Here is a 25,301-nt window from a genome sequence, read left to right on the forward strand (position 1 = left end):
ACAACGGGTCATGGCTCGGTATTTCTACGTGCTGGGTCGGGGCGGGGGGGGGGGGGGGGGGGCCCCGGCGCCACAGACAGAGGCAAGGGACGGGGGGACCCAGCGAGGCCGACCCCCCCCGCCCCCCCCCCCCCCCGCCGCCGGCCCGGCCCCCCCCCCCCCCCCCCCCCCCCCCCCCCCCCCCCCCCCGCCCCAACCCTCTCGTTCTCCACTGCATCGGACAGCAAAAGCATTGTTGTTATCGGGTGGGGAGAGAAATGTAGAGTCGAGCCATGCTCGACTCAGAGCGAAGCGACCCGCTGTTGCTCTGCTCTTCTTTTGATCTTCCGTGGCTGGCGCACACGGAAACTGTCAGAGGTCGGGCGGGATGGGCTGCGCAGGGGCGTGAGCCGCATGGGTCCGAGGCATGCCTCGGGCGGGTTGGGCAGGACGCCCAACCCCGGTCTTGCCGTGTGCGCAGGACAGCGCACACGAGCAAGCGGCGACCGAGCTTACATGGACGTACTCGCAGCGACCCCTGCGCAGTCCACCCCGCCCGGCCAAGCAAAGCTGTTGCTTCCAGCCACGAGGGGCTCCGCCGTTGGCCGTATCCGCGCCGAAGGCGCGATAATGACCGGATGGAAACCGTCCGCATCGCCACCCGCAAGAGCCCGCTCGCCCTCTGGCAGAGCGAACACGTCGCCGATCGCCTGCGCCAGGCCCACCCCGGCCTGCATGTGGAACTGGTGCCGATGAGCACCCGCGGTGACGAGGTGCTGGACCGCTCGCTGGCCGCCATCGGTGGCAAGGGCCTGTTCCTGAAGGAACTGGAGCTGGCCATGCTGCGTGGCGAGGCCGACTGCGCCGTGCATTCGCTGAAGGATGTGCCGATGGAACTGGATGAACCCTTCGCGCTGCCGGCGATGCTGACCCGCCACGATCCGGCCGATGGTTTCGTCTCCAACCTGTACGCCTCGCTGGATGCGCTGCCGATCGGTGCGCGGGTTGGCACCTCGTCGCTGCGCCGCCAGGCCCAGCTGCGCGCGCTGCGCCCGGACCTGGAACTGCTGGACCTGCGCGGCAACGTCAACACCCGCCTGGCCAAGCTCGACAACGGTGGCTACGACGCCATCGTGCTGGCCGTGGCCGGCCTGGAGCGACTGGGCCTGGGCGCGCGCATCGTCGCGCGCCTGCAACCGCCGCAGTGGCTGCCGGCTCCGGCGCAGGGCGCGGTGGCGGTGGAGTGCGATGGTGGCAACGCGCGCCTGATGGCGCTGTTCGCGGGCCTGGATGACGCGGAAACGCGTGCCTGCGTGGAAGCCGAGCGGGCGATGAACCGTGCGTTGCATGGCAGCTGCCACGTGCCGGTGGCAGCCATCGCGCAGTGGCAGGGCACCGACCTGCACCTGCAGGGCCTGGTCGGCAGTGCCAGTGATGGCCGTGCGGTGCGTGCCGAGGCGATTGGTCCGGCCAGTGACCCGGAAGCACTGGGCCAGCGCGTGGCGAAGATGCTGCTGGATGCCGGTGCCGGCGAACTGCTGAACGTCTGAGCCATCGCAGGTAGTGCCGGCCGCTGGCCGGCAACCTCGTGCCCCAGTTGAATGCAGTTGCCGGCCAGCGGCCGGCACTACCGAAAGAAGAACGGGCGCCTTTGGCGCCCGTTTCTTATTTGAACTTGTAGACCACGTTCATCGTGGTCAGCGTATCGGTCTTGCGCTTGTCCTCGGCCACGTCACTGTTGTAACGCGCCTGCCAGCCGGCCTTCAGCGCCAGATGTTCGTTCATGCTCACCGAAACACCGAAGTCGTTCTGGCCGAAGGTGTTGTAGGAACCCGACTCGACCAGCAGGGTGTTGACCAGGTCGGTGTTGTCGGTCAGCGAGTACTTCATGTCGAACAGGCCGCGGCCGATCATGCCGGTGCGGGTGCGGTCGTCCTCGGTGCTGTGGGTGCGGCGCACACCGGGGCCGATCTGCGCGTCGAACGAGAAGCGCTCGGTGTTCCACAGGCGGGTGCCGTAACCCAGACCGAACGAGCTCTGGCGGTCGTAGGTGGCGAAGTCATCGCGCTCGGTACGCACCGTGGCCGTCAGCTGGCGGTGCTCGCCCAGCTGCAGCGCGCTGCCGGCACTGCCGGTATAACGGTTGGCGGTGGTGTTGTTGCGGCGGCTGGTGGAGCCGTCGTCGCGGGTCTCGATCACCTTGGAGCTGGAACGCAGGCCAGCCAGGTCCATGCTGTGCACCCAGTCGCCATCGGTGTAGCGCAGGCGCAGGCGGCCGTTGAAGCTCTCGGTGCTGCTGTTGCCGCGTGCCGAAGCGAAACCGAGCTCGCCGCCACTGCCGCTCCACGGCGAGGACATCGCCGCCAGTTCGGAGGCATCCTGCGCATACGCGAGCGGTGCGCACAGCAGCAGGGGGATCAGCAGGGACACGCGCAGGGACATCGGGGCTTCTCCGAAGCGGTTGACAGCCGGTGATGATACTGGAAGCGTGATGGCGGTCCGAATCGATCCAAACGGTTTCTTCAGCAGACGTTGCCGCGATCGCCTATTCAGGGCAGATCGACGCGCAATGCCGGGTCGTTGAAGCGCGAATAGCGCAGGCGCAGCTGGAAGCTGCGGCCATTGCTGCTGCCGCTGCGTACGATCTGCCGCGGCAGGCCCTGCGCGTCCACCCAGTACTCCAGGCGTTCGCCGGGCTGCGCGCCACGCAGGCGGTAGTGACGCGTCTCGACCCCGTCCAGCGACTGGCTGCCCAGGTCTTCGGCCTGCAGATCGGCGGGCAGGGCATCGGCCGGCAGCGGGTTGCGCCATTGCTCGAGCAGGCCCGGCGGGGTCGGCACCTGCCGGATCGCGTCGTCGGCCTGCAGGAACATGGTGTCGCCGATGATCGTCTGCGGACCGGCCGGGGTCTGCACCCGGAAGCGGTCGGGGGCGACGAAGTCCATGGCGCTGCGCACCGGCTGCGGCGCGCCCAGCACCTCCAGTTCGGCGTGGAAGCTGCGCAGGGCCGAGAAGCGCTGGCTGGCGCCCAGCACCGCCTGCGCCGGATCCGCCGCAGGCACGGGCGCTTCGGTGCTGGCCGGCGCGGGCGCGGGATCACAGGCGGCCAGCAGCAGGCAGGCCAGCAGGGACAGGGCAGGCAACCGGCGCATCGGGTGTTCCAGAGGGGTGGGGGCGACCACGATAGCCCAAACGTCCCACACAAGACCCGCGACTCGGACATAATCGGGGGTATGGACCGATACGAACGCATCACCGCCCTGCATCGTCTGCTCAAGTCCGCACGCTATCCGGTGACGGTGGCGACCCTGCAGGACAAGCTCGGTTGCTCCCGTGCCACCGTCTACCGCGATCTGGCCTTCCTGCGCGATGCGCTGATGGCACCGATCGAGGGCGACGGCGAAGCCGGCTTCCGTTACCAGGCCGACGAGAGCGACCGCTTCGAGCTGCCCGGCCTGTGGCTGAGCTCGGAGGAGCTGCATGCCCTGCTGGCCTCGCAGCACCTGCTGGCGCGGACCGGCGGCGGCGTGCTGTCCTCGGTGCTGGCACCGCTGCAGCAGCGCATCGAGAGCCTGCTGGCGGCCCAGGCTGGCGTTTCCAGCTGGCCGGTGGACCGGGTGCGGGTAATTCCGCACCGTGGCCGCAAGTTCGATGAAGGCAGCTTCCGCAGCGTGGCTTCGGCGGTGCTGGAGCGCCGCCAGCTGGCGTTCGAGTACCGCGCCCGTTCCACCGACGAGCCGACCAAGCGCACCGTTTCGCCGCAGCGCCTGACCCACTATCGCGACAACTGGTACCTGGATGCCTGGGACCATGACCGCGAGGCGTTGCGCAGCTTTGCCGTGGATCGCATTCACAAGGCGCGGGTGATCGACAGCACCGCCAGCGACGTGGCCGACAGCGAGCTGGACGAGCAGCTCGGGGCCAGCTACGGCATCTTCTCCGGTGCGCCGAAGGGCTGGGCGACCATCCTGTTCAGCGCCAAGGCCGCGCGCTGGGTGGCCGACGAACACTGGCATTCCAAGCAGCAGGGCCGCTTCCTGGCGGATGGCCGCTATGAACTGAAGGTGCCGTACAGCGTCTCGCGCGAACTGCTGATGGACGTGCTGCACTACGGCTCGGATGCCGAGATCGTCGAACCGGTGATGCTGCGCGAGCAGGCCAAGGCGCTGCTTGAGCTCGCCCTGAGCAACTACGACAACTCCTGACACTCCCCCCGAGAACCCTTCCGCCCATGAAGAAGACCCTGTTGCTGCCCCTGCTCGCCGCTGCGCTGGCCCTGACCGCCTGCGGCAAGTCCGGCGAGCCCTCGCAGAAGCTGGTGGTGGCCGCCACGGCCGTGCCGCATGCCGAGATCCTTGAAGTGGTCAAGCCCATCCTCAAGCAGGAAGGTGTGGACCTGGACGTGCGCGTGTTCAACGACTACGTGCAGCCCAACGACCAGCTGGTGCAGAAGCAGGTGGACGCCAACTACTTCCAGACCGAGCCGTATCTGGATGCCTACAACCGCGATCGCAAGACCGATCTGGTGAAGGTGATCGGCGTGCACATCGAGCCGTTCGGTGCGTACTCGCGCAAGATCAAGTCGCTGGCCGAGCTGCGCGAAGGTGCCGACGTGGTGATCCCGAACGACCCGAGCAACAACAGCCGTGCACTGATCCTGCTGCACAAGGCCGGTGTGATCGAGCTGAAGGATCCGACCAACGCGCTGTCGACCCAGCGTGACATCAGCGCCAATCCGAAGAACCTGAAGTTCCGCGAGCTGGATTCGGCGATGCTGCCGCGCGTGCTGGACCAGGTCGACCTGGCTCTGATCAACACCAACTACGCACTGGATGCGGGCCTCAACCCGACCAAGGATGCACTGGCGATCGAGAGCAAGGACTCGCCGTACGTGAACTTCCTGGTCGCACGCCCGGACAACAAGGACGACGCCCGCGTGCAGAAGCTGGCCAAGGCCCTGACCAGCCCGCAGGTGAAGGCCTTCATCGAGACCAAGTACAAGGGCGCGGTGCTGCCGGCGTTCTGACCGGCGCTACGGACGTTCTGGCCATGCGGCAGGTGCCGGCCGCTGGCCGGCAATCTGCAGACGCCGTCAAGGATCATGGGGTTGCCGGCCAGCGGCCGGCGCTACCTTCAGTCGACGTGGAAGGCGAGGGTGGCCGCCACGGCCTGCTGCCATCCTGCATACAGTTTCTCGCGCCGCGCCACCTCCATCTGTGGCTCGAAGCGCCGGTCCAGGCCCCATTGCGCGGCGATCTGTTCGCGACTCGACCAGAACCCCACTGCCAGTCCGGCCAGGTAGGCCGCGCCCAGTGCGGTGGTCTCGGTCAACCGCGGCCGCAGCAATGGGACCCCAAGGATGTCGGCCTGGAACCCGGCCAGGAAGTCGTTGCCGATCGCACCGCCATCGGCGCGCAGCTCGGTCAGCGCGATACCGGCATCGGACTGCATCGCATCGAGCACGTCGCGGGTCTGGTAGGCCATCGCCTCCAGCGCGGCACGCACGAAGTGCGCCTTGCGCGTGCCACGGGTCAGGCCGAACATCGCGCCGCGCACATCACTGCGCCAGTAGGGTGCACCGAGGCCGACGAACGCCGGCACCAGGTAGGCGCCGCCACTGTCGGGCACCTGCGCGGCCAGCGCCTGGCTGTCGCTGGCGCGTTCGATCATGCGCAACCCATCGCGCAGCCACTGCACCACCGAGCCGGCGATGAAGATCGAACCTTCGAGTGCATATTCCACGCGCCCGTCCAGGCCCCAGGCGATGGTGGTCAGCAGTCCATTGCGCGAACGCACCGCCTGCGCGCCGGTGTGCATCAGCATGAAGCAGCCGGTGCCATAGGTGTTCTTGACCATGCCCGGCTGGAAGCAGGCCTGGCCGAACAGCGCCGCCTGCTGATCACCGGCGATGCCGGCGATCGGAATGGGGTGATCGAAGAAGAACTGCGGCCGGGTATGCGCGTACACCGCGCTGGAATCGCGCACCTGCGGCAGCATCGCGCGCGGGATGTCCAGCAGCGCCAGCAGGTCGTCATCCCAGTCCAGCGTGTGGATGTTGAACAGCAGCGTGCGCGCCGCGTTGCTGTAGTCGGTCACATGCGCCTGGCCACCACTGAGGTTCCAGACCAGCCAGCTGTCGATGGTGCCGAACAGCAGCTCGCCACGTTCGGCGCGCTGCTGCGCGCCCTCGACGTGGTCGAGGATCCAGCGCACCTTGGTGGCGGAGAAATAGGCATCGATCAGCAGGCCGGTGCGCTCGCGGATCAGCGCCTCATGCCCTTCGGACTTCAGCCGCTCGCAGATGGCGTGGCTCTGCCGCGACTGCCAGACGATGGCGTTGTGGATCGGCTGACCGGTGGCACGGTCCCAGACCACGGTGGTTTCGCGCTGGTTGGTGATGCCCAGTGCGGCGATGTGGCGCGGGTCGATCTGCCCGCGGCTGAGCAGTTCGGTCAGCGTGGCATAGACGCTGGTGAGAATCTCGCGCGGGTCATGCTCGACCCAACCCGGCTGCGGGAATATCTGCGCGAATTCGCGCTGCGCGCTGCCGACGATGTCGCCGGCGCGGTCGAACAGGATCGCGCGCGAACTGGTGGTGCCCTGGTCGATGGCCAGCACGTAGCGGGGCGTCATGCAGCGTCTCCGGTAGCGATGGTGTTGGTAGAGTCGAGGGTGGGGGCCGGCTTTTCTGGGGCGGGGAGCCCCCTGCACTCGACCCGCGCGAGGTGGTTGGTGTTTGCCCGGGGCGGTCTCCCCCCCCGCACTCCCCCCCCCCCCCCCCCCCCTCGACTCTACCGTCTATCGATCCACGCCTGCAGCCGCGCAATCTGCGCGGCATCCAGCCGCAACCCCAGCTTGCTCCGCCGCCACAGCACGTCCTCGGCGTCCCAGGCCCATTCGTGGTCGCGCAGGAAAGCCACTTCCCGTGCATGCAGGCCGCCGCCGAAGTCCTCTCCAATATCGTCCATGCCCCGTGCACCCTGCAGAAGGGCGGCGCTGCGGCTGCCGTAGGCTTCGGCCCAACGCCGTGCGATCTCCACGGGCAACCACGGTGCCAGCGCCTGCAGGCGGGAGCGCGCCTGTGCGGCGTCACCCCAGTCGCCGCCCGGCAGCGGGTCTCCGCCTGCCGTCCAGGCCGGTCCCATCTGTGGCAGGGCAGGGCGCAGCAGCTCCAGCGCTTCCTCGGCCAGCACGCGGTAGGTAGTCAGCTTGCCGCCCAGCACATGCAGCGCCGGCGCCGGGCTGGACTGCAGCTGAAGGCGGTAGTCGCGGCTCAGCTTTGCCGCACGCGGGTCCGGGTCGGCCAGCAGTGGCCGCACACCGGCGAACTGCCAGACCACGTCTTCCGGAGTGATCGGCTCACGCAGATAGCGGTTGGCGGCCGCGCACAGATAGCTCACCTCGGAAGGCAGCACGCTGCAGCGCGCCGGGTCACCGCGGTAGTCGGTGTCGGTGGTGCCAATCAGCAGATGATCGTGGGTGAACGGCAGCAGGAACACCACGCGGCCATCGGGCTGCTGCAGCAGGCAGGCACTGTCATCGGGCCAAGGGTGGCGCAGCACGATGTGGCTGCCCTGTACCAGCCGCAGCGCGGGGCCGCCGCTGCGGGCCTCCATCTGCTCCAGCAGGCCACCGGCCCATGGGCCAGCCGCATTGGCGACGGCGCGCGCGGTCACATGCTGCTGGCCATCGGCGGACTCCAGCACGGCCTGCCAACGGCCCTGCACAGGGCGCAGTTCGATGCAGCGGCTGCGCACATGAACCTGTGCGCCACGCGAGGCAGCATCCAGGGCATTGAGCAGTACCAGACGCGCGTCATCGACCTGCGCGTCGGCGTAGCTGAAGGCCTGCCGCAGATCCGGGGAGAGCCAGGGGCCGAGCGGATCACGCTGAAGGTCCAGGGCGCGCGAGGCGGGAAATGCCGGGCTGCGTGGGCCCAGGTGGTCGTACAGCCACAGTCCCACGCGCAGCATCCAGCGTGGGCGCAGGTGGGGTTCCCACGGCAGCACGAAACGCAGCGGGCGGACCAGATGGGGCGCCTGCCGGCGTACCACCTCGCGTTCGCCCAAGGCCTTGCGTACCAGGCCGAACTCGCGCTGTTCCAGGTAGCGCAGGCCACCGTGGATCAGCTTGCTGCTGGCGCTGGAGGTATGCGCCGCGAGGTCGTGCTGCTCGCACAGCAGCACGCGCAGGCCGCGGCCGCTGGCATCACGGGCGATGCCGGCACCGTTGATGCCGCCACCGATCACCAGCAGGTCGATTTCGTGCATCGCGCCTCCGCATTCTGTGTGTGCGTAGAGTCGACTGTCAGTCGACTGTTCTTTCAAAAGTCGAGCATGGCTCGACTCGACAAAAGGCAGTCGACTGACAGTCGACTCTACAGACAGCAGGTGACGGAAACGACGACGGGCCCCGAAGGGCCCGTCGCGTTACATCAGTGAAGCAGGTGCAGCCTGGATCAGAAGCGGGCGCCGATGCCGAAGCCGACGGTCCACGGATCCATCTTGGCTTCGCCCATCTTCTCGCCGCCAACCTTCACGTCCGGGCGGGCGCGCATGTAGCGGGCGTCAGCGCGGGCGAACCAGGTGGAGTTGATGTTCATGTCCACGCCGACGGTGCCGATCACGCCCTTGGCATCCTTGAAGCGGATGTCGGTGTCAGCGCCGTTGCCCAGCTTCTCGTTGCTGAAGCTCGACTGGTAGTAGCCCACGCCCACGAACGGACGGAACACGTTGTCAGCTTGGCCGAAGTGGTACTGGCCGCTCAGCGCGATCGGCTGCTGCTCGACCGAGCCCAGGCGGGCGTTGTCCGGGCCCTTGAACTTGTTGTCGAACTTGTCGGCAGCGCCCCACAGTTCAACGGCCCAGTTGTCGTTGATGTAGTAGCTGAAGCTGACGGTCGGCGCCGGGCCACCATCGGTCTTCTTGACGCCGGTAATCGGGTCGTTCTTCGGTTCCAGCAGCGAGATGCCGCCAACAACGGCAAAATGCTTGCCCGAAGCGGTGTCGGTGCTGCTGCTGTCCTGGGCGAAAGCGGCCGGCGCGAAGGCGGCGGAGGTCAGCAGGGCGAGACTCAGGATACGGATGGAGCGCATGGGGGTATCTCCTAATGTTTCTTGTTTTGGGCCCCCGGTTGCGGGGCGAGCACACCGTAGTCGCCCCAACATGAATCGAATCCGACGCACGTTAAAAAATAGTTTTCCTCGTTCAGCGACTGGAGCGAAAAGCCTGTTTTCATGGGCTTTTCGGCCTTCGGCGACATTCATGCAGTTGGAGAAGATGTGAGCGAAGCAACGGTGTGCATCGGCCTGCAAGCGCAGGTGAAGGCGGATTGCAGGGTGCTGCTGCTGGGCTCGATGCCCGGCGTTGCGTCATTGCAGGAGCAGCGCTACTACGCCCATCCACGCAATCGTTTCTGGCCTGTGCTGGCCGATATCTGTGGCTTCGATGTGGCCCTGGCGTACCCGCAACGGCTGCGCGCACTGCAGGCAGCCGGTGTGGGTCTGTGGGATGTGATCGGCCAGTGCAAGCGGCGTGGCAGCTTGGATGCCGACATCGTGCGTGGCACGGAAGTACCCAATGCGCTGCCGGCATTGATCGCTTCGCTTCCTGAGCTGGAGCTGATCGGCTGCAACGGCGCGGCATCGCTGAAGGCATTCCAGCGTTGGGTGCTGCCCTGCCTGGAGGCGCCGCCAAGGCTGCTGGCGCTGCCGTCCACCAGCCCGGCCAACGCGGCCTGGTCGCTGCCGCGTCTGCGCCAGGCCTGGCAGCCGGTAGCCGACGCACTGGCGACATGAAGCGGACATCGTCCGGACAATACGCTACCGACTGGTCGCGGCCGCAACCCATGGGCAACAGCGTGTCCCGGCTGCGTGAGTACTGAAAACACCTGTAACGGTTGGCGCTGGCCCCCGCTGGCCGCACAATAGACGTTTCCCTACACCAGATTGCCGGAGTTATCCCCATGGCCGAAATCAAGGAAGCACTTGTCCCCGATATCGGTGACTACAGCGATATCCCGGTAATCGAGGTGCTTGTCGCCGTCGGCGACACGGTCAAGAAGGACCAGGGCCTGGTGACGCTGGAAAGCGACAAGGCGACCATGGAAGTGCCGTCCTCGGTGGCTGGCGTGGTCAAGGAACTGAAAGTCAAGGTCGGCGACAACCTCTCCGAAGGCAAGGTCGTGGCCCTGATCGAAGTGGCCGAGGGCGAGCCTGCCAAGCCGGCCGCTGCCGCCCCGGCACCGGCCAAGGCCGCAGCGCCGGCCGCTGCCACCCAGAGCGCGCCGGCCCCGGCCGCAGCTGCGCCGGCCGCTCCGGTTGCCAGCGGTGGTGCGGTTGAAGCGCTGGTGCCGGATATCGGCGACTATTCCGGCATTCCGGTCATCGAAGTGCTGGTCGCCGTCGGCGACACGGTCAAGAAAGACCAGGGCCTGGTCACGCTGGAAAGCGACAAGGCCACCATGGAAGTGCCGTCGTCGGTGGCTGGCGTGGTCAAGGAACTGAAGGTCAAGGTCGGCGACACTCTGTCGCAGGGCAATGTGGTCGCCATCATCGAGGCCGAGGGCGCTGCCGCGCCGGCGCCGACCAAGGCAGCCGCTGCTGCCGCTCCGGCTGCCGCCGAGACTGCCACCAAGGTCGAGCCGGTCGCTGTGCCGGCGCAGCCGGACAATCTGGCGGCCCGCGAGGTCGCCTCGGCCGGTACCCCGTCCAGCCCGCCGGTGCAGTTCAACGCCGATGGCGTGCTGCCGGCCAAGGTGCCGTATGCCACCCCGGCAGTGCGCGTGTTCGCCCGCGAACTGGGCGTGGACCTGCTGCAGATCAACGGCACCGAGAAGGGTGGCCGCATCACCAAGGGTGACGTGCAGAAGTTCGTCAAGGCCGCACTCAGCGGTGGCGTGCCGGCTGCCGGCGGTGCCGTTGTTGCTGCCGGTGGTGGCCTGAACCTGCTGCCGTGGCCGAAGGTCGACTTCAGCAAGTTCGGCGAGACCGAAGTGCAGCCGCTGTCGCGCATCAAGAAGATTTCCGGCGCGAACCTGGCCCGCAACTGGGCCATGATTCCGCACGTCACCCAGTTCGAACAGGCCGACATCACCGACCTGGAAGGCCTGCGCGTGGCGCTGAACAAGGAGAACGAGAAGGCCGGCATCAAGCTGACCATGCTCGCCTTCCTGATCAAGGCCAGCGCCGCGGCGCTGAAGAAGTTCCCGGAATTCAACGCCTCGCTCGATGCCAGCGGTGAAAACCTGACCCTGAAGAAGTACTTCCACATCGGCTTTGCCGCCGACACGCCGAACGGCCTGGTCGTGCCGGTCATCCGCGACGTGGACAAGAAGGGCGTGGTGCAGATCGCGCAGGAAACCGGCGAACTGGCCAAGAAGGCGCGCGACGGCAAGCTCGGCCCGGCCGACATGAGCGGCGGCTGCTTCTCGATCAGCTCGCTGGGCGGCATCGGCGGCACCGCGTTCACCCCGATCGTCAACGCACCGGAAGTGGCCATCCTCGGCGTCTCCAAGTCGTCCATCCAGCCGGTCTGGAACGGCAAGGAATTCGCACCGAAGCTGATGCTGCCGCTGTCGCTGAGCTACGACCACCGCGTCATCGATGGCGCCCTGGCCGCACGCTTCACCACGTACCTGTCGCAGGTACTGGCCGACATGCGCCGCGTGCTGCTGTAAGGCACCGCTTCGCCCCCACCGTGCGGCCGCCGCCCCTGGCGCGGCCGCGTGAACAGATGCAGTGACAGCCCGCCGGCCATGCCGGGCGGGCACGAGGAAAACCCACCATGGCCACGATTGAAGTCAAGGTTCCCGACATCGGCGATTACAGCGATGTGCCGGTGATCGAAGTGTTGGTCGCCGTCGGCGACACGGTGAAGAAGGATCAGGGTCTGGTGACCCTGGAGTCGGACAAGGCCACCCTGGAAGTGCCGTCCTCGGCCGCAGGCGTGGTCAAGGAGCTGAAGGTCAAGCTGGGCGACACCCTGTCCGAAGGCGCCGTGGTCGTGGTGCTGGACGCCGAAGGTGCCGCCGAAGCCCCGGCCAAGGCCGCCGCGCCGGCTCCGGCCGCGGCCGCTCCGGCCAGCAAGCCGCCGGTGACCCCGTCGCACCGCGCCCCGGCCGAGCCGGCGGCGCCGAAGCCGGCGCTGTCCAGCGGCAAGCCGGCCGACATCGAATGCGAAATGGTCGTGCTGGGCTCCGGCCCGGGCGGCTACACCGCCGCTTTCCGCGCCGCCGACGTCGGCCTGGGTACGGTGCTGGTCGAGCGCTACGCCAGCCTCGGCGGCGTCTGCCTCAACGTCGGCTGCATTCCGTCCAAGGCCCTGCTGCACGCCGCAGCGGTCATCGACGAAGTGGCCCACGCCGGTGATTTCGGCGTCGAGTTCGGCAAGCCGACCATCACCCTGGACAAGCTGCGCGAGTACAAGGAAAAGGTCGTCAACCAGCTGACCAAGGGCCTGGCCGGCATGGCCAAGCAGCGCAAGGTCCGCAGCGTGCAGGGCGTCGGCAGGTTTGTCTCGGCCAACGAGCTGGAAATCACCGCTGCCGACGGCAGCACCCAGCTGCTGCGCTTCCAGAAGTGCATCATCGCCGCCGGTTCGCAGGCGGTGAAGTTGCCGAACTTCCCGTGGGACGACAAGCGCGTGATGGATTCCACCGACGCGCTGGAGCTGGCCGAAGTGCCGGGCTCGCTGCTGGTTGTCGGTGGCGGCATCATCGGCCTGGAAATGGCCACCGTGTATGGCGCGCTGGGCAGCAAGGTGACCGTGGTCGAGTTCATGGACCAGCTGATGCCGGGCGCAGACAAGGACCTGGTCAAGCCGCTGGCCGACCGCCTGAAGAAGCAGGGCATCGAAGTGCACCTGAAGACCAAGGCCTCGGGCGTCACCGCCGATGCCAAGGGCATCACCGTGACCTTCGACGCCGCCGAGGAAGGCCAGGCGCCTGCGCTGGCGCAGGGCACCTTCGACCGCGTGCTGGTGGCCGTGGGCCGCTCGCCGAATGGCAAGAAGATCGATGCCGAAAAGGCCGGCGTGCAGGTCACCGACCGTGGCTTCATCCCGGTTGATCGCCAGATGCGCACCAACGTGCCGCACATCTTTGCCATCGGCGACATCGTCGGCAACCCGATGCTGGCCCACAAAGCCACGCACGAAGGCAAGCTGGCCGCCGAAGTGGCTGCCGGCCACAAGAAGGAATGGGTGGCCCGCGTGATTCCGTCGGTGGCCTACACCAACCCGGAAATCGCCTGGGTCGGCGTGACCGAGACCGAAGCCAAGGCCAAGGGCCTGAAGGTCGGCGTGGCCAAGTTCCCGTGGGCCGCCAGCGGCCGCGCGATCGGCATCGGCCGCACCGAGGGCTTTACCAAGCTGATCTTCGACGAAGAAACCCACCGCATCATCGGTGGTGCCATCGTCGGCGTGCATGCCGGTGACCTGCTGGCCGAGATCGGCCTGGCCATCGAGATGGGTGCCGAAGCTGAAGACATCGGCCACACCATCCACGCCCACCCGACGCTGAGCGAATCGGTGGCGATGGCCTCGGAAATCTACGACGGCACGATCACCGATCTGTACATGCCGAAGAAGAAGTAAGGCGCCCGCGCGCCGTTCCGAACGAAAAAGCCCCGGCCTCTGCCGGGGTTTTTTTGTTGGCTGTGGGGAAGCCTTCGGCTGCACATCGCGAGGGTCTGGGCCGATGCGCGGGTGGCAGGCGTTTGGACAAATGTCCCCCGTCGTCCGCCTGCGGCGGGGGGCGCCGCCGGTAAGGTTGGCCCAAGCCAGGCCCCCCCGCCCCGGCGCGGCGTGCGGACAGGCGAGAGCCACAGCCTAGACCGCCTGGATGCCTGACACGCGGGGGAAGAGGGACTTGCGTGCGAAGTAAAGGAGGAGGTGACGGCCGCAGGCCGGTGCCGGGGGACATTCGCACGCAAGCCCCTCTTCCCCCTGCGCTCGACCAGTCTGCTTCTCCGCTCGACGATGCAAAGAAAAAGCGCGGCCCCGATGTTCCGGAGGCCGCGCCAGGAGAGAGAGTGCCGTGGAAGGGGCGGGGGATCAGAACACGAAGCTGACGCCGGCCACCGGGCCCTTGAATTCCTGCTTCAGGCCGATGGTGCCATCGCTGCCCTTCTTGTCCGCGTCGAGCTTGAACCAGTCGTAGCCAGCGAACACACCGAAGTTCTTCGTGAAGCGGTAATCCACGATGGCGTTGGCGCGGCTCAGGTCGCCCTTGTAGTCATCGAAGCTGCCCCAGCGCGTGTTGAGGTACTGGCCCTGCAGCGTGATCATCCACTTTTCCGACGGGGTGAAGCTCAGGCGCGCACCGACCACCGGCGCCACGCCGTCGGTCTTCTCATTGAGGAACTGGCCTTCGTAGACGGTGCCCAGATCGGCGTAGGCCTTGGTGCTGACCTTGGCGTACTCGGCACCCAGCTGCAGGCCGAGATCGAAGGTATCGGTGTCCACCACCGAGTAGTCATAGACCAGGCTCGCGACCTGGTACTTCAGCTCACCCTTGACGAAGCTGCCGGACGGCACGTTGACGTCACCGAAGGAGATGTCCTGGCCGAGGGTCTCGCGGCGGTCCTTGTCGTACTTGAAGTAGTTGAACAGCAGGCGCTGGCGGTTGCTGATGCGGAACATGCCGTCGATGCGCGGCTCCCATTCCTTGCCACCCAGCTTGAAGTCTTCGGAGAAGCCAATGTCCTGGCCGGCGACGTTGGTCTTGCCGCGAAGGGTGTTGTCCGAGTCGATGTTCATCGCACCCAGGCGCAGGGCGAAGCGGTCGTCGCCTTCAGCGGCGTGGGCGGCAGTGGCGAACGAAGCGCCGACGGCGAGCAGGGAGAGGGCGAGCAGGGTGGGTACGGGGCGCATCGAAGAGTCCTTGCAGTGGTTCATCAGAATGAAGACCACTGTGCGGGACAGGCCCGTCCACCATGCGTGAACGTATGGTCCACGGCGTGTGCACGGTTCAGCGCTGTCGCGACGATGCAAAAAGATGGCCCCGGAGCCGGGCTTCGGGGCCATCGTGGGACCTGCGGGGCGAAGCGTCGACGAGGTTGCTGCAGGCAGGTCGCAAGATCGGACCGGCGCATTCGGCGAAAGTTCCGCGGCCTGCGACCAAAGTTCAATACTGCGCTGCAACATCATACGGACGTCATTGTCCCCTGGGTGGCACGCAAAAATGTAACCGGTACCGCAACTTGCGGCTTCCCGGGATGAACAGGGAGCGGTTGTCTCGCAAATTGTCCCATTGCTATAATTTGGCGGCTCGATGAGGCCCCCCTGCTGTAGTCGCCTCAGCCCTCCACTTGCAACCACGCGGGACGTCCTGTGCTGAACTCCGTTGATGCGGGTCGGCGACTGATGCTGCGCGCCGCGGTCTACCCGCTGGCCGCAGTGGCTGTCCTGGCCCTGGCCTTCCTGCTGGTAGGTCCGAAGTATGCCCTCGGCGCGCTGGCGTCCGGTGTGGCCATTTCGGCCGGTGGCTGGGTGGCGGCACGGATGGCACTGGGCGGTGGGGCACTGGCCGCAGGATCGGCGATGGCTCGCCTGATCATTGCGATCGTGGCCAAGTGGGTGGTGGTTTTCGGCGTCCTGCTGGTGGGGTTCCTGGTCTTCAAGCTGCCTGCATTGGCGCTGTTGGCCGGTATCGCCGTTGGCTTGATGTTCCAGGTCCTGGCGATGGCCAGGCGTTGACAGAATTCAATTAACTGAAGGTTCCGGACACATGGCGGGCGAGGCTCTAACCCCTACCAGCTACATCCAGCATCACCTGCACAACCTGACCGCGCCGGTCGGCAAGGGTGAGGGTATGTTCTGGCATATCCACGTCGATACCTTCCTCACCGCGGTCCTGATGGGCCTGGTGATCGTTGTCGCGTTCTGGCTGGGCACCCGCAAGGCCACCGCCGGCGTGCCGGGCAAGTGGCAGGCCTTCGTCGAGATCTGCCTGGAGTTCGTCGACCGCCAGGCCAAGGACACCTACCACGGCAAGAGCAAGCTGGTCACGCCGATCGCCATCACCATCTTCTTCTGGATTCTGCTGATGAATCTGCTGAAGATGATCCCGGCCGATTTCATCGCCAAGCCGCTGGAATGGGTGGGCGTGCACTACTGGAAGCCGGTGCCGACCGCGGACGTCAATGCCACCCTCGGCATGGCCATCAGCGTGTTCTTCCTGATGCTGTTCTTCGCGCTCAAGTCCAAGGGCCTGGGCGGTTTCATCAAGGAATTCCTGACGGCGCCGTTCGGCAAGTGGATGATGCCGTTCAACCTGATCCTCAACATCGTCGAGTGGCTGAGCAAGCCGATCTCGCTGGCGATGCGACTGTTCGGCAACATGTTCGGCGGCGAAATCGTGTTCCTGCTGATCTGGGTGCTGGGTGGTGCCGGTTTCTTCGGTGCCATTGCCGGTGGTGTGTTCGGCCTCGGCTGGATGCTGTTCCACCTGCTGGTGATCCCGCTGCAGGCCTTCATCTTCATGATGCTGTCGATCGTGTACCTAAGCCTGTCGGAAGACGCTCACTGAGTTTCAAGCTTCAACGCGTTTCAACCTTCATCCGTTTCATCACCCTTAGCAACTTAAGTTCCTGGAGATAACCATGTACTTCGCCGTCCTGACCAACTTCGCGCAGATTCAGAGCTCCACCGCCCTTGCCGTCGGCATCATGATCGGCCTGGCCGCGCTGGGCGCCGGTCTGGGTCTGGCCATCATGGCTGGTAAGTTCCTGGAGTCGGCCGCCCGCCAGCCGGAACTGATCCCGGTCCTGCAGGTCCGCATGTTCATCACCGCCGGCCTGATCGACGCCGCGTTCATCATCTCGGTCGCCGTCGGCCTGCTGCTGGCCTTCGCCAACCCGCTGTCGGCTGCCTTCGCTGGCGCCGTCACCAAGGCTCTGGCCGGCTGATACAGCGGTTTGAGACGACCGGGTGCTGATGCACCCGGTTTCGGATGAAGGCCGGATGTGCCGCTTCGGCGGCACGTCCACCCCGAAACCAGCGATCGAGCTAACCATGAATATCAATTTCACCCTTCTTGCGCAGGCGCTCGCCTTCGCTGGTCTGATCTGGATCATCGCGACCAAGATCTGGCCGCCGCTGATGAACGCGATCGAAGAGCGCCAGCAGAAGATTGCTGAAGGCCTCGCTGCTGCCGACCGCAGCCAGAAAGATCTGGCCCAGGCGCAGGAGAAGGTCAACGAAGCGTTGAAGGAAGCACGCACCAAGGCCAACGAGATCATCGATCAGGCCCACGCACGTGCCAACCAGATCGTTGATGCTGCCCGTAACGAAGCGATCACCGAAGCCACCCGTCAGAAGGAACTGGCCCAGGCTGAAATCGACGCCGCCGCCAACCGTGCCCGTGAAGATCTGCGCAAGCAGGTGTCCGCGCTGGCCGTGACCGGTGCCGAAAAGCTGCTCAAGCGCGAAATCGACGCCAACGCCCACAAGGCGCTGCTCGACGAGCTGGCCTCGGAGATCTAAGGATGAGCCAGGCCCTCACGCTTGCCCGCCCGTACGCCCGCGCCGCGTTCGCGACCGCGCGCGACGAAGGCGCGTTCGCGCCGTGGTCGGACGCCCTGGCGTTCTCCGCCCACGTCGCCGCCGATCCGCGCGTGGCGGCCCTGCTCGCCAACCCGGAGCTGGGTCGTGACGACGCCGTCGCCCTGCTGGCGCCGGTGTCCCACGGCGAGACCTACTCGCGCTTCCTGGCCATCCTGGCCGAATCGCATCGTCTGCCGCTGCTGCCGGAAATCTCCGGCATGTTCGACGCCCTGCGCGCCGAAGCCGAGCACGTGGTCAAGGCCACCGTGACTTCGGCTTCCGAGCTGTCGGCCGTAGAGCTGGACGCGATCAAGGTTGCGCTGCGCAAGCGCTTCAACCGCGAGGTCGACGTGACCACCGCGGTCGATGCTTCGCTGATCGGCGGCGCCGTGATCGACGCCGGCGACGTGGTCATCGATGGTTCGCTGAAGGGCAAGCTGGCCCGTCTGCAGACCGCGCTCGCTAACTGAATTCATTTAACGTCCGGCCCCGCTGCCGGCACTAGGACTTGACGATGGCAACCACGCTCAACCCCTCCGAAATCAGCGAACTGATCAAGAACCGCATCGAGAAGGTCAAGCTGGCCGCGGAATCGCGCAACGAAGGCACCGTGACCAGCGTGTCCGACGGCATCGTGCGCATCTTCGGTCTGGCCGACGTGATGCAGGGCGAAATGATCGAACTGCCGAACAACACCTTCGCCCTGGCCCTGAACCTGGAGCGCGACTCGGTCGGCGCCGTGGTCCTGGGTGACTACGAAAACCTGCGCGAAGGCGACGTCGCCAAGACCACCGGCCGCATCCTGGAAGTGCCGGTCGGTCCGGAACTGCTGGGCCGCGTCGTGAACGCGCTGGGCGAGCCGATCGACGGCAAGGGCCCGCTGGGCACCGACCTGACCGCTCCGGTGGAGCGCGTTGCTCCGGGTGTGATCTGGCGCAAGTCGGTCGACCAGCCGGTGCAGACCGGTTACAAGTCGGTCGACTCGATGATCCCGATCGGCCGTGGCCAGCGCGAGCTGATCATCGGTGACCGCCAGACCGGCAAGACCGCGATGGCGATCGATGCGGTGATCAACCAGAAGGGCACCGGCATCAAGTGCGTGTACGTTGCGATCGGCCAGAAGGCTTCGACCATCGCCAACATCGTGCGCAAGCTGGAAGAGAACGGCGCGCTGGCCCACACCATCGTGGTGGCCGCGACCGCTTCCGAATCGGCTGCCATGCAGTACATCAGCGCCTACTCGGGCTGCACCATGGGTGAGTACTTCATGGACCGCGGCGAAGACGCGTTGATCGTGTACGACGATCTGTCCAAGCAGGCCGTCGCCTACCGCCAGATCTCGCTGCTGCTGAAGCGCCCGCCGGGCCGTGAAGCCTACCCGGGTGACGTGTTCTACCTGCACTCCCGTCTGCTCGAGCGCGCTGCCCGCGTGTCCGAGGAATACGTCGAGAAGTTCACCGAAGGCAAGGTCACCGGCAAGACCGGTTCGCTGACCGCGCTGCCGATCATCGAAACCCAGGCCGGCGACGTGTCCGCCTTCGTTCCGACCAACGTGATCTCGATCACCGACGGCCAGATCTTCCTGGAAACCGACCTGTTCAACGCCGGCATCCGCCCGGCCGTGAACGCCGGTATCTCGGTGTCGCGCGTCGGTGGCTCGGCCCAGACCAAGATCATCAAGAAGCTGTCGGGCGGCATCCGTATCTCGCTGGCCCAGTACCGCGAGCTGGCTGCGTTCGCGCAGTTCGCCTCGGACCTGGACGAAGCGACCCGCAAGCAGCTGGAGCGTGGCCAGCGCGTCACCGAGCTGATGAAGCAGAAGCAGTACGCGCCGATGTCGATCGCCAACCAGGCGCTGTCGATCTACGCCGTCAACGAGGGTTACCTCGACGACGTGCCGGTCAACAAGCTGCTGGCGTTCGAAGAAGGCCTGCACGCCCACTTCGCCAACACCCAGGGCGAGCTGGTCAGCAAGGTCAACGCCACCGGCGGTTGGGACAACGACATCGAAGGTGCCTTCAAGAAGGGCATCGCCGAGTTCAAGACCACCGGCAGCTGGTAATCGCGGTCCTGTAGAGCGGAGCCTCCGGCTCCGCTGGACCAGATGACAAACGGTTGAACAACGCGGGGCAGCAGCCCCGCGCCACGGGAAACAAGAGATGGCAAGCGGACGCGAAATCAAAACCAAGATCAAGAGCGTGCAGAACACCCGCAAGGTGACGCGCGCCCTGGAAATGGTCTCGGCCTCCAAGATCCGCAAGGCGCAGGATCGGATGAAGACCTCGCGTCCGTACGCGCAGGCGATGAAGCAGGTGATCGGTCACCTGGCCCAGGCCAGCACCGACTACCAGCATCCGTTCCTGGTCGAGCGTGAGCAGGTCAAGCGGGTCGGTTTCATCGTGATCTCCTCCGATCGCGGCCTGGCCGGCGGCCTGAACAACAACCTGTTCCGCAAGATGCTGGGCGAAGCCAAGGCATGGCAGGACAAGGGTGCGGAAGTGGACCTGGTGACCATCGGCCAGAAGGCATCGACCTTCTTCCGCCGCGTGAAGGTCAACATGGTCGGCAGCATGACCCACATCGGCGACGTGCCGAAGCTGGAATCGCTGATCGGTGTGATCAAGGTCATGCTCGACGCCTTCACCGAAGGCAAGATCGACCGCGTGTACCTGGTCTACAACCGCTTCGTGAACACCATGGTGCAGAAGGCCAGCTTCGATCAGCTGCTGCCGCTGCCGCCGGCCGAGAAGCAGGTCGCTCACCACGACTGGGATTACCTGTACGAACCCGATGCCGCGACCGTGCTCGAGCACGTGATGACGCGTTACATCGAGTCGCTGGTGTACCAGGCACTGCTGGAAAACGTCGCCTCCGAGCATGCGGCACGCATGGTTGCGATGAAGGCGGCGAGCGACAACGCCAACAAGCTGATCGGCACCCTGCAGCTCGTCTACAACAAGGCGCGCCAGGCAGCGATCACCCAGGAAATCTCCGAAATCGTCGGCGGCGCGGCAGCAGTCTGACCGCGTTCGTTCAAAGCACACATTTAGAGGATGCAGCAATGAGTCAGGGCAAGATCGTTCAGATCATCGGCGCGGTCGTCGACGTCGAATTCCCGCGTGAGTCGGTGCCGAAGGTGTACGACGCACTGAAGGTCGACAACACCGAAATCACCCTCGAAGTCCAGCAGCAGCTGGGCGACGGCGTGGTGCGTACCATCGCCCTCGGTTCCACCGACGGCCTGAAGCGCAACCTGGTCGCCACCAACACCGGCCGCGGCATCTCCGTGCCGGTCGGCGCTGGCACCCTGGGCCGCATCATGGACGTGCTCGGCCGTCCGATCGACGAAGCCGGCCCGGTGGCCGCCAGCGACAGCTGGGAAATCCACCGTGCGGCCCCGTCGTACGAAGACCAGTCCCCGGCTACCGAGCTGCTGGAAACCGGCATCAAGGTCATCGACCTGATGTGCCCGTTCGCCAAGGGCGGCAAGGTCGGCCTGTTCGGCGGCGCCGGCGTCGGCAAGACCGTCAACATGATGGAACTGATCAACAACATCGCCAAGGCGCACAGCGGTCTGTCCGTGTTCGCCGGCGTGGGTGAGCGTACCCGTGAGGGCAACGACTTCTACCACGAAATGAAGGACTCCAACGTCCTCGACAAGGTGGCGATGGTGTACGGCCAGATGAACGAGCCGCCGGGCAACCGTCTGCGCGTCGCCCTGACCGGCCTGACCATGGCCGAGTACTTCCGCGACGAGAAGGACGAAAACGGCAAGGGCAAGGACGTCCTGCTGTTCGTCGACAACATCTACCGCTACACCCTGGCCGGTACCGAAGTGTCGGCACTGCTGGGCCGTATGCCGTCCGCCGTGGGTTACCAGCCGACCCTGGCCGAGGAAATGGGCGTCCTGCAGGAGCGTATCACCTCGACCAAGAACGGTTCGATCACCTCGATCCAGGCCGTCTACGTTCCCGCGGACGACCTGACCGACCCGTCGCCGGCGACCACCTTCGCCCACCTGGACTCGACCGTGACCCTGTCGCGTTCGATCGCCTCGCTGGGTATCTACCCGGCCGTCGATCCGCTGGACTCCACCAGCCGCCAGATGGACCCGCTGGTCATCGGCCACGAGCACTACGACACCGCCCAGCGCGTCCAGCAGACCCTGCAGAAGTACAAGGAACTGAAGGACATCATCGCGATCCTGGGCATGGACGAACTGTCCGAAGAAGACAAGCAGGCCGTGTCGCGCGCCCGCAAGATCGAGCGCTTCTTCAGCCAGCCGTTCCACGTGGCCGAAGTGTTCACCGGTTCGCCGGGCAAGTACGTGCCGCTGAAGGACACCATCCGTGGCTTCAAGGCCATCGTCGATGGCGAGTACGACCACCTGCCGGAGCAGGCGTTCTACATGGTCGGCGGCATCGAAGAAGCGGTCGAGAAGGCCAAGAAGATGGCCGAGAAGGCCTGATCCGGGACGGGCGGGAGCGATCCTGCCCGACCTGACGCCGGCGCCGGGCAACTGCCCGCGCCGGTGGACTCCCACGGTGGCATTGCGCCGCCGCGAACAGCGAAGAGATTTGCATGAGCACGATCCGTTGCGACATCGTCAGCGCCGAGCAGGAAATCTTCCGTGGCGAAGCGACCCTGGTCGTGGCCACCGGTGAGCTGGGCGAACTGGGCATCGCGCCCAAGCACGCGCCGCTGATCACCCGCCTGAAGCCGGGCAAGGTGGTGGTGACCACGCCGAACGGCGAGCAGCTGGATTTCGCCATTTCCGGCGGCATCCTGGAAGTGCAGCCGCAGGTGGTGACCGTGCTGGCCGACACCGCGATCCGCGCGCAGGACATCGACGAAGCCTCGGTCCGCAAGGCCAAGGAAGAAGCCGAGCGCATCCTGGCCAACCGCGGCGAAGCGATGGAAGTGGCTGAAGCCCAGCAGAAGCTGGCCGAAGCCGTCGTCCAGCTGCAGGCGCTGGAGCGCCTGCGCAAGAACCTCAAGCACTGACACGTGCTCGGGAACCATCGGCAGCAATGCCGGTAGTGATGGAAGATCGCCGGCTCAGTGCCGGCGATTTTCGTTGAGGAGAAGGGAGGCATGCACGGAATGCAGTACGCATCGGTCCCGAGCATCGGCGCCACGGATGCAGCCCGTTCCCGATGGGCTCGGCCAGAAACCCTGTGGGTGGCAAGCTGGTTGCTGCTGTGCCTGCCGTGGCTGATCGGTACCAAGGTCATCCCCTACGACGCCGTGCAGCAGTTCTTCCCGGCGGTCAGTTTCAGTGCCGAGCAGCTTCGGAACCTGCAGGCCCCTTGGTGGAATCCCTACCTGTTCGGTGGCTATCCGCAGATCGCCGATCCGCAGATGATGACGCTGCAGCCGACCATGGTCCTGCCGATGCTGCTGGCGCCCGCGTCGTTGCATCTTTTCACCGTGGTGGTGCTGCTGCATGTGCTGGCAGGTGGCTTCGGCGCACTGCGCCTGGCGCGTTCATTCGGTTTTTCTGCACCCGCACAGTGGTTCTTTGCGATGGTGCTGATGTTCGGTGCAGTGGCAGCCTCCCGCCTGCAGCACACGCCGATGATCGTCAGCTACAGCCTGCTTCCCTGGCTGTGGCTGGGATTGTCGACTGTTCGGAACCGGGGCCGCACGCGTGACGTGCTGCTGGCGGGAATTGCAGGCGGCCTGTGCGCGCTGCAGCTGACCCAGGTGACCTATTTCATCATCCTGGCGTGTGCCGTGTACGCCGCAGGCGCAGTTCTGTCGGCAACAGGCAAGCGCTTCCGCCTCGCAGTGCAGCTGTCCGCGGTCGCCCTGATCGCCGCCGCAGTGAGCGCCCCCCAGTGGCTTTCCACGTTGGCCTGGCTGGGTGACACCAATCGTGATGGCATGACTCTGGAGATGGCGCTGGCCGGTGCGATGCACTGGCAGGGGCTGGTGACACTGCTCTCGGGAAATGTGTTCTCGCAGGTACGTGGGGTTAGCTGGTCCTTCGGCGATAGCACCACGGACTACCTCTATTTCGGCGCGGTGCCATTGGCGCTCTGGCTGGCCTGGGGCGGCAGCGTTGTGCGCAGGCAGCGACGGGCCACCTGTCTGGCGCTCGGTGTACTGCTGTTGACGACACTGGTCGCGTTGGGTGACGTCACTCCGCTGTTCGCATGGCTCTTCAGCGGATTGCCGGGTCTTGATCTGTTCCGACGGCCCTCTGATGCGCTGTTCCTTGCGGTACCGGCAGCGGCCTGGCTGGGTGCACAGGCGTTGCAGGTTGCGTTGGAAAAGCGCGCACTGCGCCCGCACCGGGTGTCGTTGGCGATAGTCGTTGTCCTCGTGTGCGTTGCCTCCTGGTTGGCCGTGAGCCGCGGGCATCTGGAAGCCTTTGCGTGGCTGGCAGCCAGTGCCGGCATCGGCACTGCTGCGGTGCAGCTGCTGCGCCGGCACCCGGCTCCGATGCGCTGGCTGATCGCACTGGTCGTGTTCGACATGCTGCTGTTCAACGTGGGGGCACGCTTCAATACATCGGGCGCCCGTCCGCCGGTAATGACGGCCGAGCGCAATGGCGCCACGCAGCGCGCGTATGCGCTGCTCGCCGCCGAACGGCGCACAGGCCTGCCCGAGCGCGCCATCGTCTTCGGCATCGGCGTGCTGACCAATGGCGCGGCTGTGCACGCGATTCCACTGGCCAATGGCTACAACCCGCTGCTGTCCAGTGATTACCAAGACATGGTCGGCATGCCGACGGAGCCCGTGGCTGCTTTCCAGCAGAAGGCGACGACCCCTTGGGCTCCCGACATGGACGCCCCCGTGTACGACCTGCTGGGTGTCCGCTGGCTGCTGTCACCGGAGCCGTTTGCAGGGTCCGATGACCAAGGCAGCGAGGTGCAGCTGGCGCTACGCGGAGGTGTGCTGCCGCGCACGCTCAACCCGCAACGGGTGCAGCGGCACAGTGAACGCCTGCCACCGGCCGCTGAGTTCAACCAGACCGACTTCAGCCAGGTGGTCTGGCTGCCCACCGGGCATCAGACGGACTGCCCTGAACGTGAGGCGGGCCAGCTGAAGGTGCTCACGCAGGCCTATCAGCCGGGAAGGATCGTCCTTGATGTGGACGTCGAGCATCCGGCGTGGCTGGTGATCAATGAGGTAACGGCCCAGGGCTGGCAGGCCCGTCTGGAGAGCGGAGTGTCGTTGCCGCTGATGCGTGCCAACGGGCTCTTCCATGCGGTGTGCGTGCCCGCAGGGTGGCATCGCGTGGAACTTGGGTACAGCCCGCTGCAACTGTGGCGGGATGGGCTGCGGAAGCGATTCGCCACGGGTGGAGCAGGCTGAAGGTCTCAGCGGAAGACCACATGGCGCAGCAGCAGGAAGGAGATCAGGGCGATCCCACCTTCGATCAGCGGCTTGGCCAGCCAGGCCCAATCCAATCCAAGGTGGCGGCTGGTCATAGCGACAAGCACCGTGCTGGCGGCGGTAAGTGCGGCCCAGATTCCCAGAAAGCGTGAAAATCGACGCCAGCCAAGGCGCGCATCACCTGCGTTGGCAAAGGTGTAGCGGCCGTTGAGCCAGAAGCCCAGCAGCATCCCGGCCAGGCGACCGGCAATGTTGGCAGGCACCACCGGCAGGCCCAGCGCGGTCGCGGCGACGAACACCAGCCAGTCGAGCAGCAGCTGCACGAGGCCGATGATGAGATAGGTGCTTCCCTGGCGGACGAGGCCCATCAGTGTGGTGAAGGACGTGGGATGCACATGTTAACGGCCCACGCTCTAGAATCATCGGCAACGAACC

The 25,301-nt window shown here is 66.0% G+C and carries 23 protein-coding genes; 16 read left to right on the plus strand and 7 right to left on the minus strand.

Features of this window, described 5'->3' with window-relative positions:
- The first annotated feature begins 617 nt into the window (after window positions 1-617).
- The gene (gene hemC / locus V3B46_RS10475) at window positions 618-1,529 is read left to right on the plus strand and encodes a hydroxymethylbilane synthase (RefSeq protein WP_049421426.1); all 912 of its coding nucleotides are present in this window, start codon (window positions 618-620) and stop codon (window positions 1,527-1,529) included.
- A 115-nt stretch (window positions 1,530-1,644) separates the two neighbouring features.
- On the opposite strand, the gene V3B46_RS10480 is transcribed toward hemC, so the two are convergent.
- Window positions 1,645-2,421, minus strand: a complete 777-nt coding sequence (locus V3B46_RS10480; protein WP_010481298.1) for a DUF481 domain-containing protein — start codon at window positions 2,419-2,421, stop codon at window positions 1,645-1,647.
- Window positions 2,422-2,528: 107 nt separating this feature from the next.
- Window positions 2,529-3,131, minus strand: coding sequence for a LolA family protein (locus V3B46_RS10485; RefSeq protein ID WP_329891858.1), 603 nt, complete (start codon window positions 3,129-3,131; stop codon window positions 2,529-2,531).
- A gap of 81 nt (window positions 3,132-3,212) precedes the next feature.
- Between V3B46_RS10485 and V3B46_RS10490 the strand changes: the two genes are divergently transcribed.
- Entirely contained in the window at window positions 3,213-4,184 is a 972-nt protein-coding gene (locus V3B46_RS10490) for a helix-turn-helix transcriptional regulator (protein ID WP_154264499.1), read from the plus strand.
- Window positions 4,185-4,210: 26 nt separating this feature from the next.
- The gene (locus V3B46_RS10495; RefSeq protein ID WP_049399178.1) at window positions 4,211-5,005 is read left to right on the plus strand and encodes a MetQ/NlpA family ABC transporter substrate-binding protein; all 795 of its coding nucleotides are present in this window, start codon (window positions 4,211-4,213) and stop codon (window positions 5,003-5,005) included.
- Between the two features lie 107 nt (window positions 5,006-5,112).
- Here the strand turns inward: V3B46_RS10495 and glpK are convergent, their stop codons facing one another.
- From glpK to V3B46_RS10510, 3 genes are all read right to left on the minus strand, one after another.
- A complete protein-coding gene (gene glpK, locus V3B46_RS10500) occupies window positions 5,113-6,612 on the minus strand; it encodes a glycerol kinase GlpK (RefSeq protein WP_132810822.1) in 1,500 nt (499 codons plus the stop codon).
- A gap of 158 nt (window positions 6,613-6,770) precedes the next feature.
- Window positions 6,771-8,249: a glycerol-3-phosphate dehydrogenase gene (gene glpD / locus V3B46_RS10505; protein WP_329891859.1), complete on the minus strand. Its 1,479-nt coding sequence runs from the start codon at window positions 8,247-8,249 to the stop codon at window positions 6,771-6,773.
- A 188-nt stretch (window positions 8,250-8,437) separates the two neighbouring features.
- Entirely contained in the window at window positions 8,438-9,073 is a 636-nt protein-coding gene (locus V3B46_RS10510; protein ID WP_329891860.1) for an OmpW/AlkL family protein, read from the minus strand.
- A gap of 186 nt (window positions 9,074-9,259) precedes the next feature.
- Here V3B46_RS10510 and V3B46_RS10515 point away from each other — a divergent pair, with 186 nt between their 5' ends.
- The 3 genes from V3B46_RS10515 to lpdA all read left to right on the plus strand — a co-directional run bounded on the left by V3B46_RS10515 (window position 9,260) and on the right by lpdA (window position 13,571).
- On the plus strand, window positions 9,260-9,775 hold the full coding sequence (locus V3B46_RS10515) for a DNA-deoxyinosine glycosylase (protein WP_154264496.1): 516 nt from the start codon (window positions 9,260-9,262) through the stop codon (window positions 9,773-9,775).
- A 167-nt stretch (window positions 9,776-9,942) separates the two neighbouring features.
- On the plus strand, window positions 9,943-11,655 hold the full coding sequence (aceF, locus tag V3B46_RS10520) for a dihydrolipoyllysine-residue acetyltransferase (protein WP_329891861.1): 1,713 nt from the start codon (window positions 9,943-9,945) through the stop codon (window positions 11,653-11,655).
- 107 nt (window positions 11,656-11,762) lie between these two features.
- Window positions 11,763-13,571, plus strand: coding sequence for a dihydrolipoyl dehydrogenase (gene lpdA / locus V3B46_RS10525; protein WP_329891862.1), 1,809 nt, complete (start codon window positions 11,763-11,765; stop codon window positions 13,569-13,571).
- A gap of 459 nt (window positions 13,572-14,030) precedes the next feature.
- On the opposite strand, the gene V3B46_RS10530 is transcribed toward lpdA, so the two are convergent.
- The gene (locus V3B46_RS10530; RefSeq protein ID WP_049435856.1) at window positions 14,031-14,849 is read right to left on the minus strand and encodes a hypothetical protein; all 819 of its coding nucleotides are present in this window, start codon (window positions 14,847-14,849) and stop codon (window positions 14,031-14,033) included.
- A gap of 459 nt (window positions 14,850-15,308) precedes the next feature.
- On the opposite strand from V3B46_RS10530, the gene V3B46_RS10535 reads away from it, so the two are divergent.
- From V3B46_RS10535 to V3B46_RS10580, 10 genes are all read left to right on the plus strand, one after another.
- The gene (locus tag V3B46_RS10535; protein WP_006394654.1) at window positions 15,309-15,674 is read left to right on the plus strand and encodes a hypothetical protein; all 366 of its coding nucleotides are present in this window, start codon (window positions 15,309-15,311) and stop codon (window positions 15,672-15,674) included.
- Between the two features lie 31 nt (window positions 15,675-15,705).
- Window positions 15,706-16,506 (plus strand): F0F1 ATP synthase subunit A, encoded by an 801-nt coding sequence (gene atpB, locus V3B46_RS10540; RefSeq protein ID WP_010481316.1) that lies wholly within the window; start codon window positions 15,706-15,708, stop codon window positions 16,504-16,506.
- Between the two features lie 73 nt (window positions 16,507-16,579).
- Window positions 16,580-16,885, plus strand: coding sequence for a F0F1 ATP synthase subunit C (atpE, locus tag V3B46_RS10545; RefSeq protein WP_005411133.1), 306 nt, complete (start codon window positions 16,580-16,582; stop codon window positions 16,883-16,885).
- Window positions 16,886-16,991: 106 nt separating this feature from the next.
- The gene (locus tag V3B46_RS10550; protein WP_005419512.1) at window positions 16,992-17,462 is read left to right on the plus strand and encodes a F0F1 ATP synthase subunit B; all 471 of its coding nucleotides are present in this window, start codon (window positions 16,992-16,994) and stop codon (window positions 17,460-17,462) included.
- A 2-nt stretch (window positions 17,463-17,464) separates the two neighbouring features.
- Window positions 17,465-17,992 carry a F0F1 ATP synthase subunit delta gene (locus V3B46_RS10555; RefSeq protein ID WP_154264491.1) on the plus strand — a complete coding sequence of 176 codons (528 nt, stop codon included), beginning with the start codon at window positions 17,465-17,467 and terminating at the stop codon, window positions 17,990-17,992.
- A gap of 44 nt (window positions 17,993-18,036) precedes the next feature.
- The gene (gene atpA / locus V3B46_RS10560) at window positions 18,037-19,584 is read left to right on the plus strand and encodes a F0F1 ATP synthase subunit alpha (protein WP_032129047.1); all 1,548 of its coding nucleotides are present in this window, start codon (window positions 18,037-18,039) and stop codon (window positions 19,582-19,584) included.
- 97 nt (window positions 19,585-19,681) lie between these two features.
- Window positions 19,682-20,545 (plus strand): F0F1 ATP synthase subunit gamma, encoded by an 864-nt coding sequence (atpG, locus tag V3B46_RS10565; protein WP_329891863.1) that lies wholly within the window; start codon window positions 19,682-19,684, stop codon window positions 20,543-20,545.
- Window positions 20,546-20,583: 38 nt separating this feature from the next.
- A complete protein-coding gene (atpD, locus tag V3B46_RS10570) occupies window positions 20,584-21,990 on the plus strand; it encodes a F0F1 ATP synthase subunit beta (RefSeq protein WP_106551344.1) in 1,407 nt (468 codons plus the stop codon).
- 113 nt (window positions 21,991-22,103) lie between these two features.
- A complete protein-coding gene (locus V3B46_RS10575; RefSeq protein ID WP_005419509.1) occupies window positions 22,104-22,526 on the plus strand; it encodes a F0F1 ATP synthase subunit epsilon in 423 nt (140 codons plus the stop codon).
- Between the two features lie 177 nt (window positions 22,527-22,703).
- Window positions 22,704-24,845 (plus strand): hypothetical protein, encoded by a 2,142-nt coding sequence (locus tag V3B46_RS10580; RefSeq protein ID WP_329891864.1) that lies wholly within the window; start codon window positions 22,704-22,706, stop codon window positions 24,843-24,845.
- Window positions 24,846-24,850: 5 nt separating this feature from the next.
- On the opposite strand, the gene V3B46_RS10585 is transcribed toward V3B46_RS10580, so the two are convergent.
- A complete protein-coding gene (locus V3B46_RS10585) occupies window positions 24,851-25,234 on the minus strand; it encodes a GtrA family protein (RefSeq protein WP_154264488.1) in 384 nt (127 codons plus the stop codon).
- Window positions 25,235-25,301: the final 67 nt, after the last annotated feature.

This window comes from Stenotrophomonas sp. SMYL11 (assembly GCF_036320005.1).
In the GTDB taxonomy this organism is placed as follows: domain Bacteria; phylum Pseudomonadota; class Gammaproteobacteria; order Xanthomonadales; family Xanthomonadaceae; genus Stenotrophomonas; species Stenotrophomonas maltophilia_A.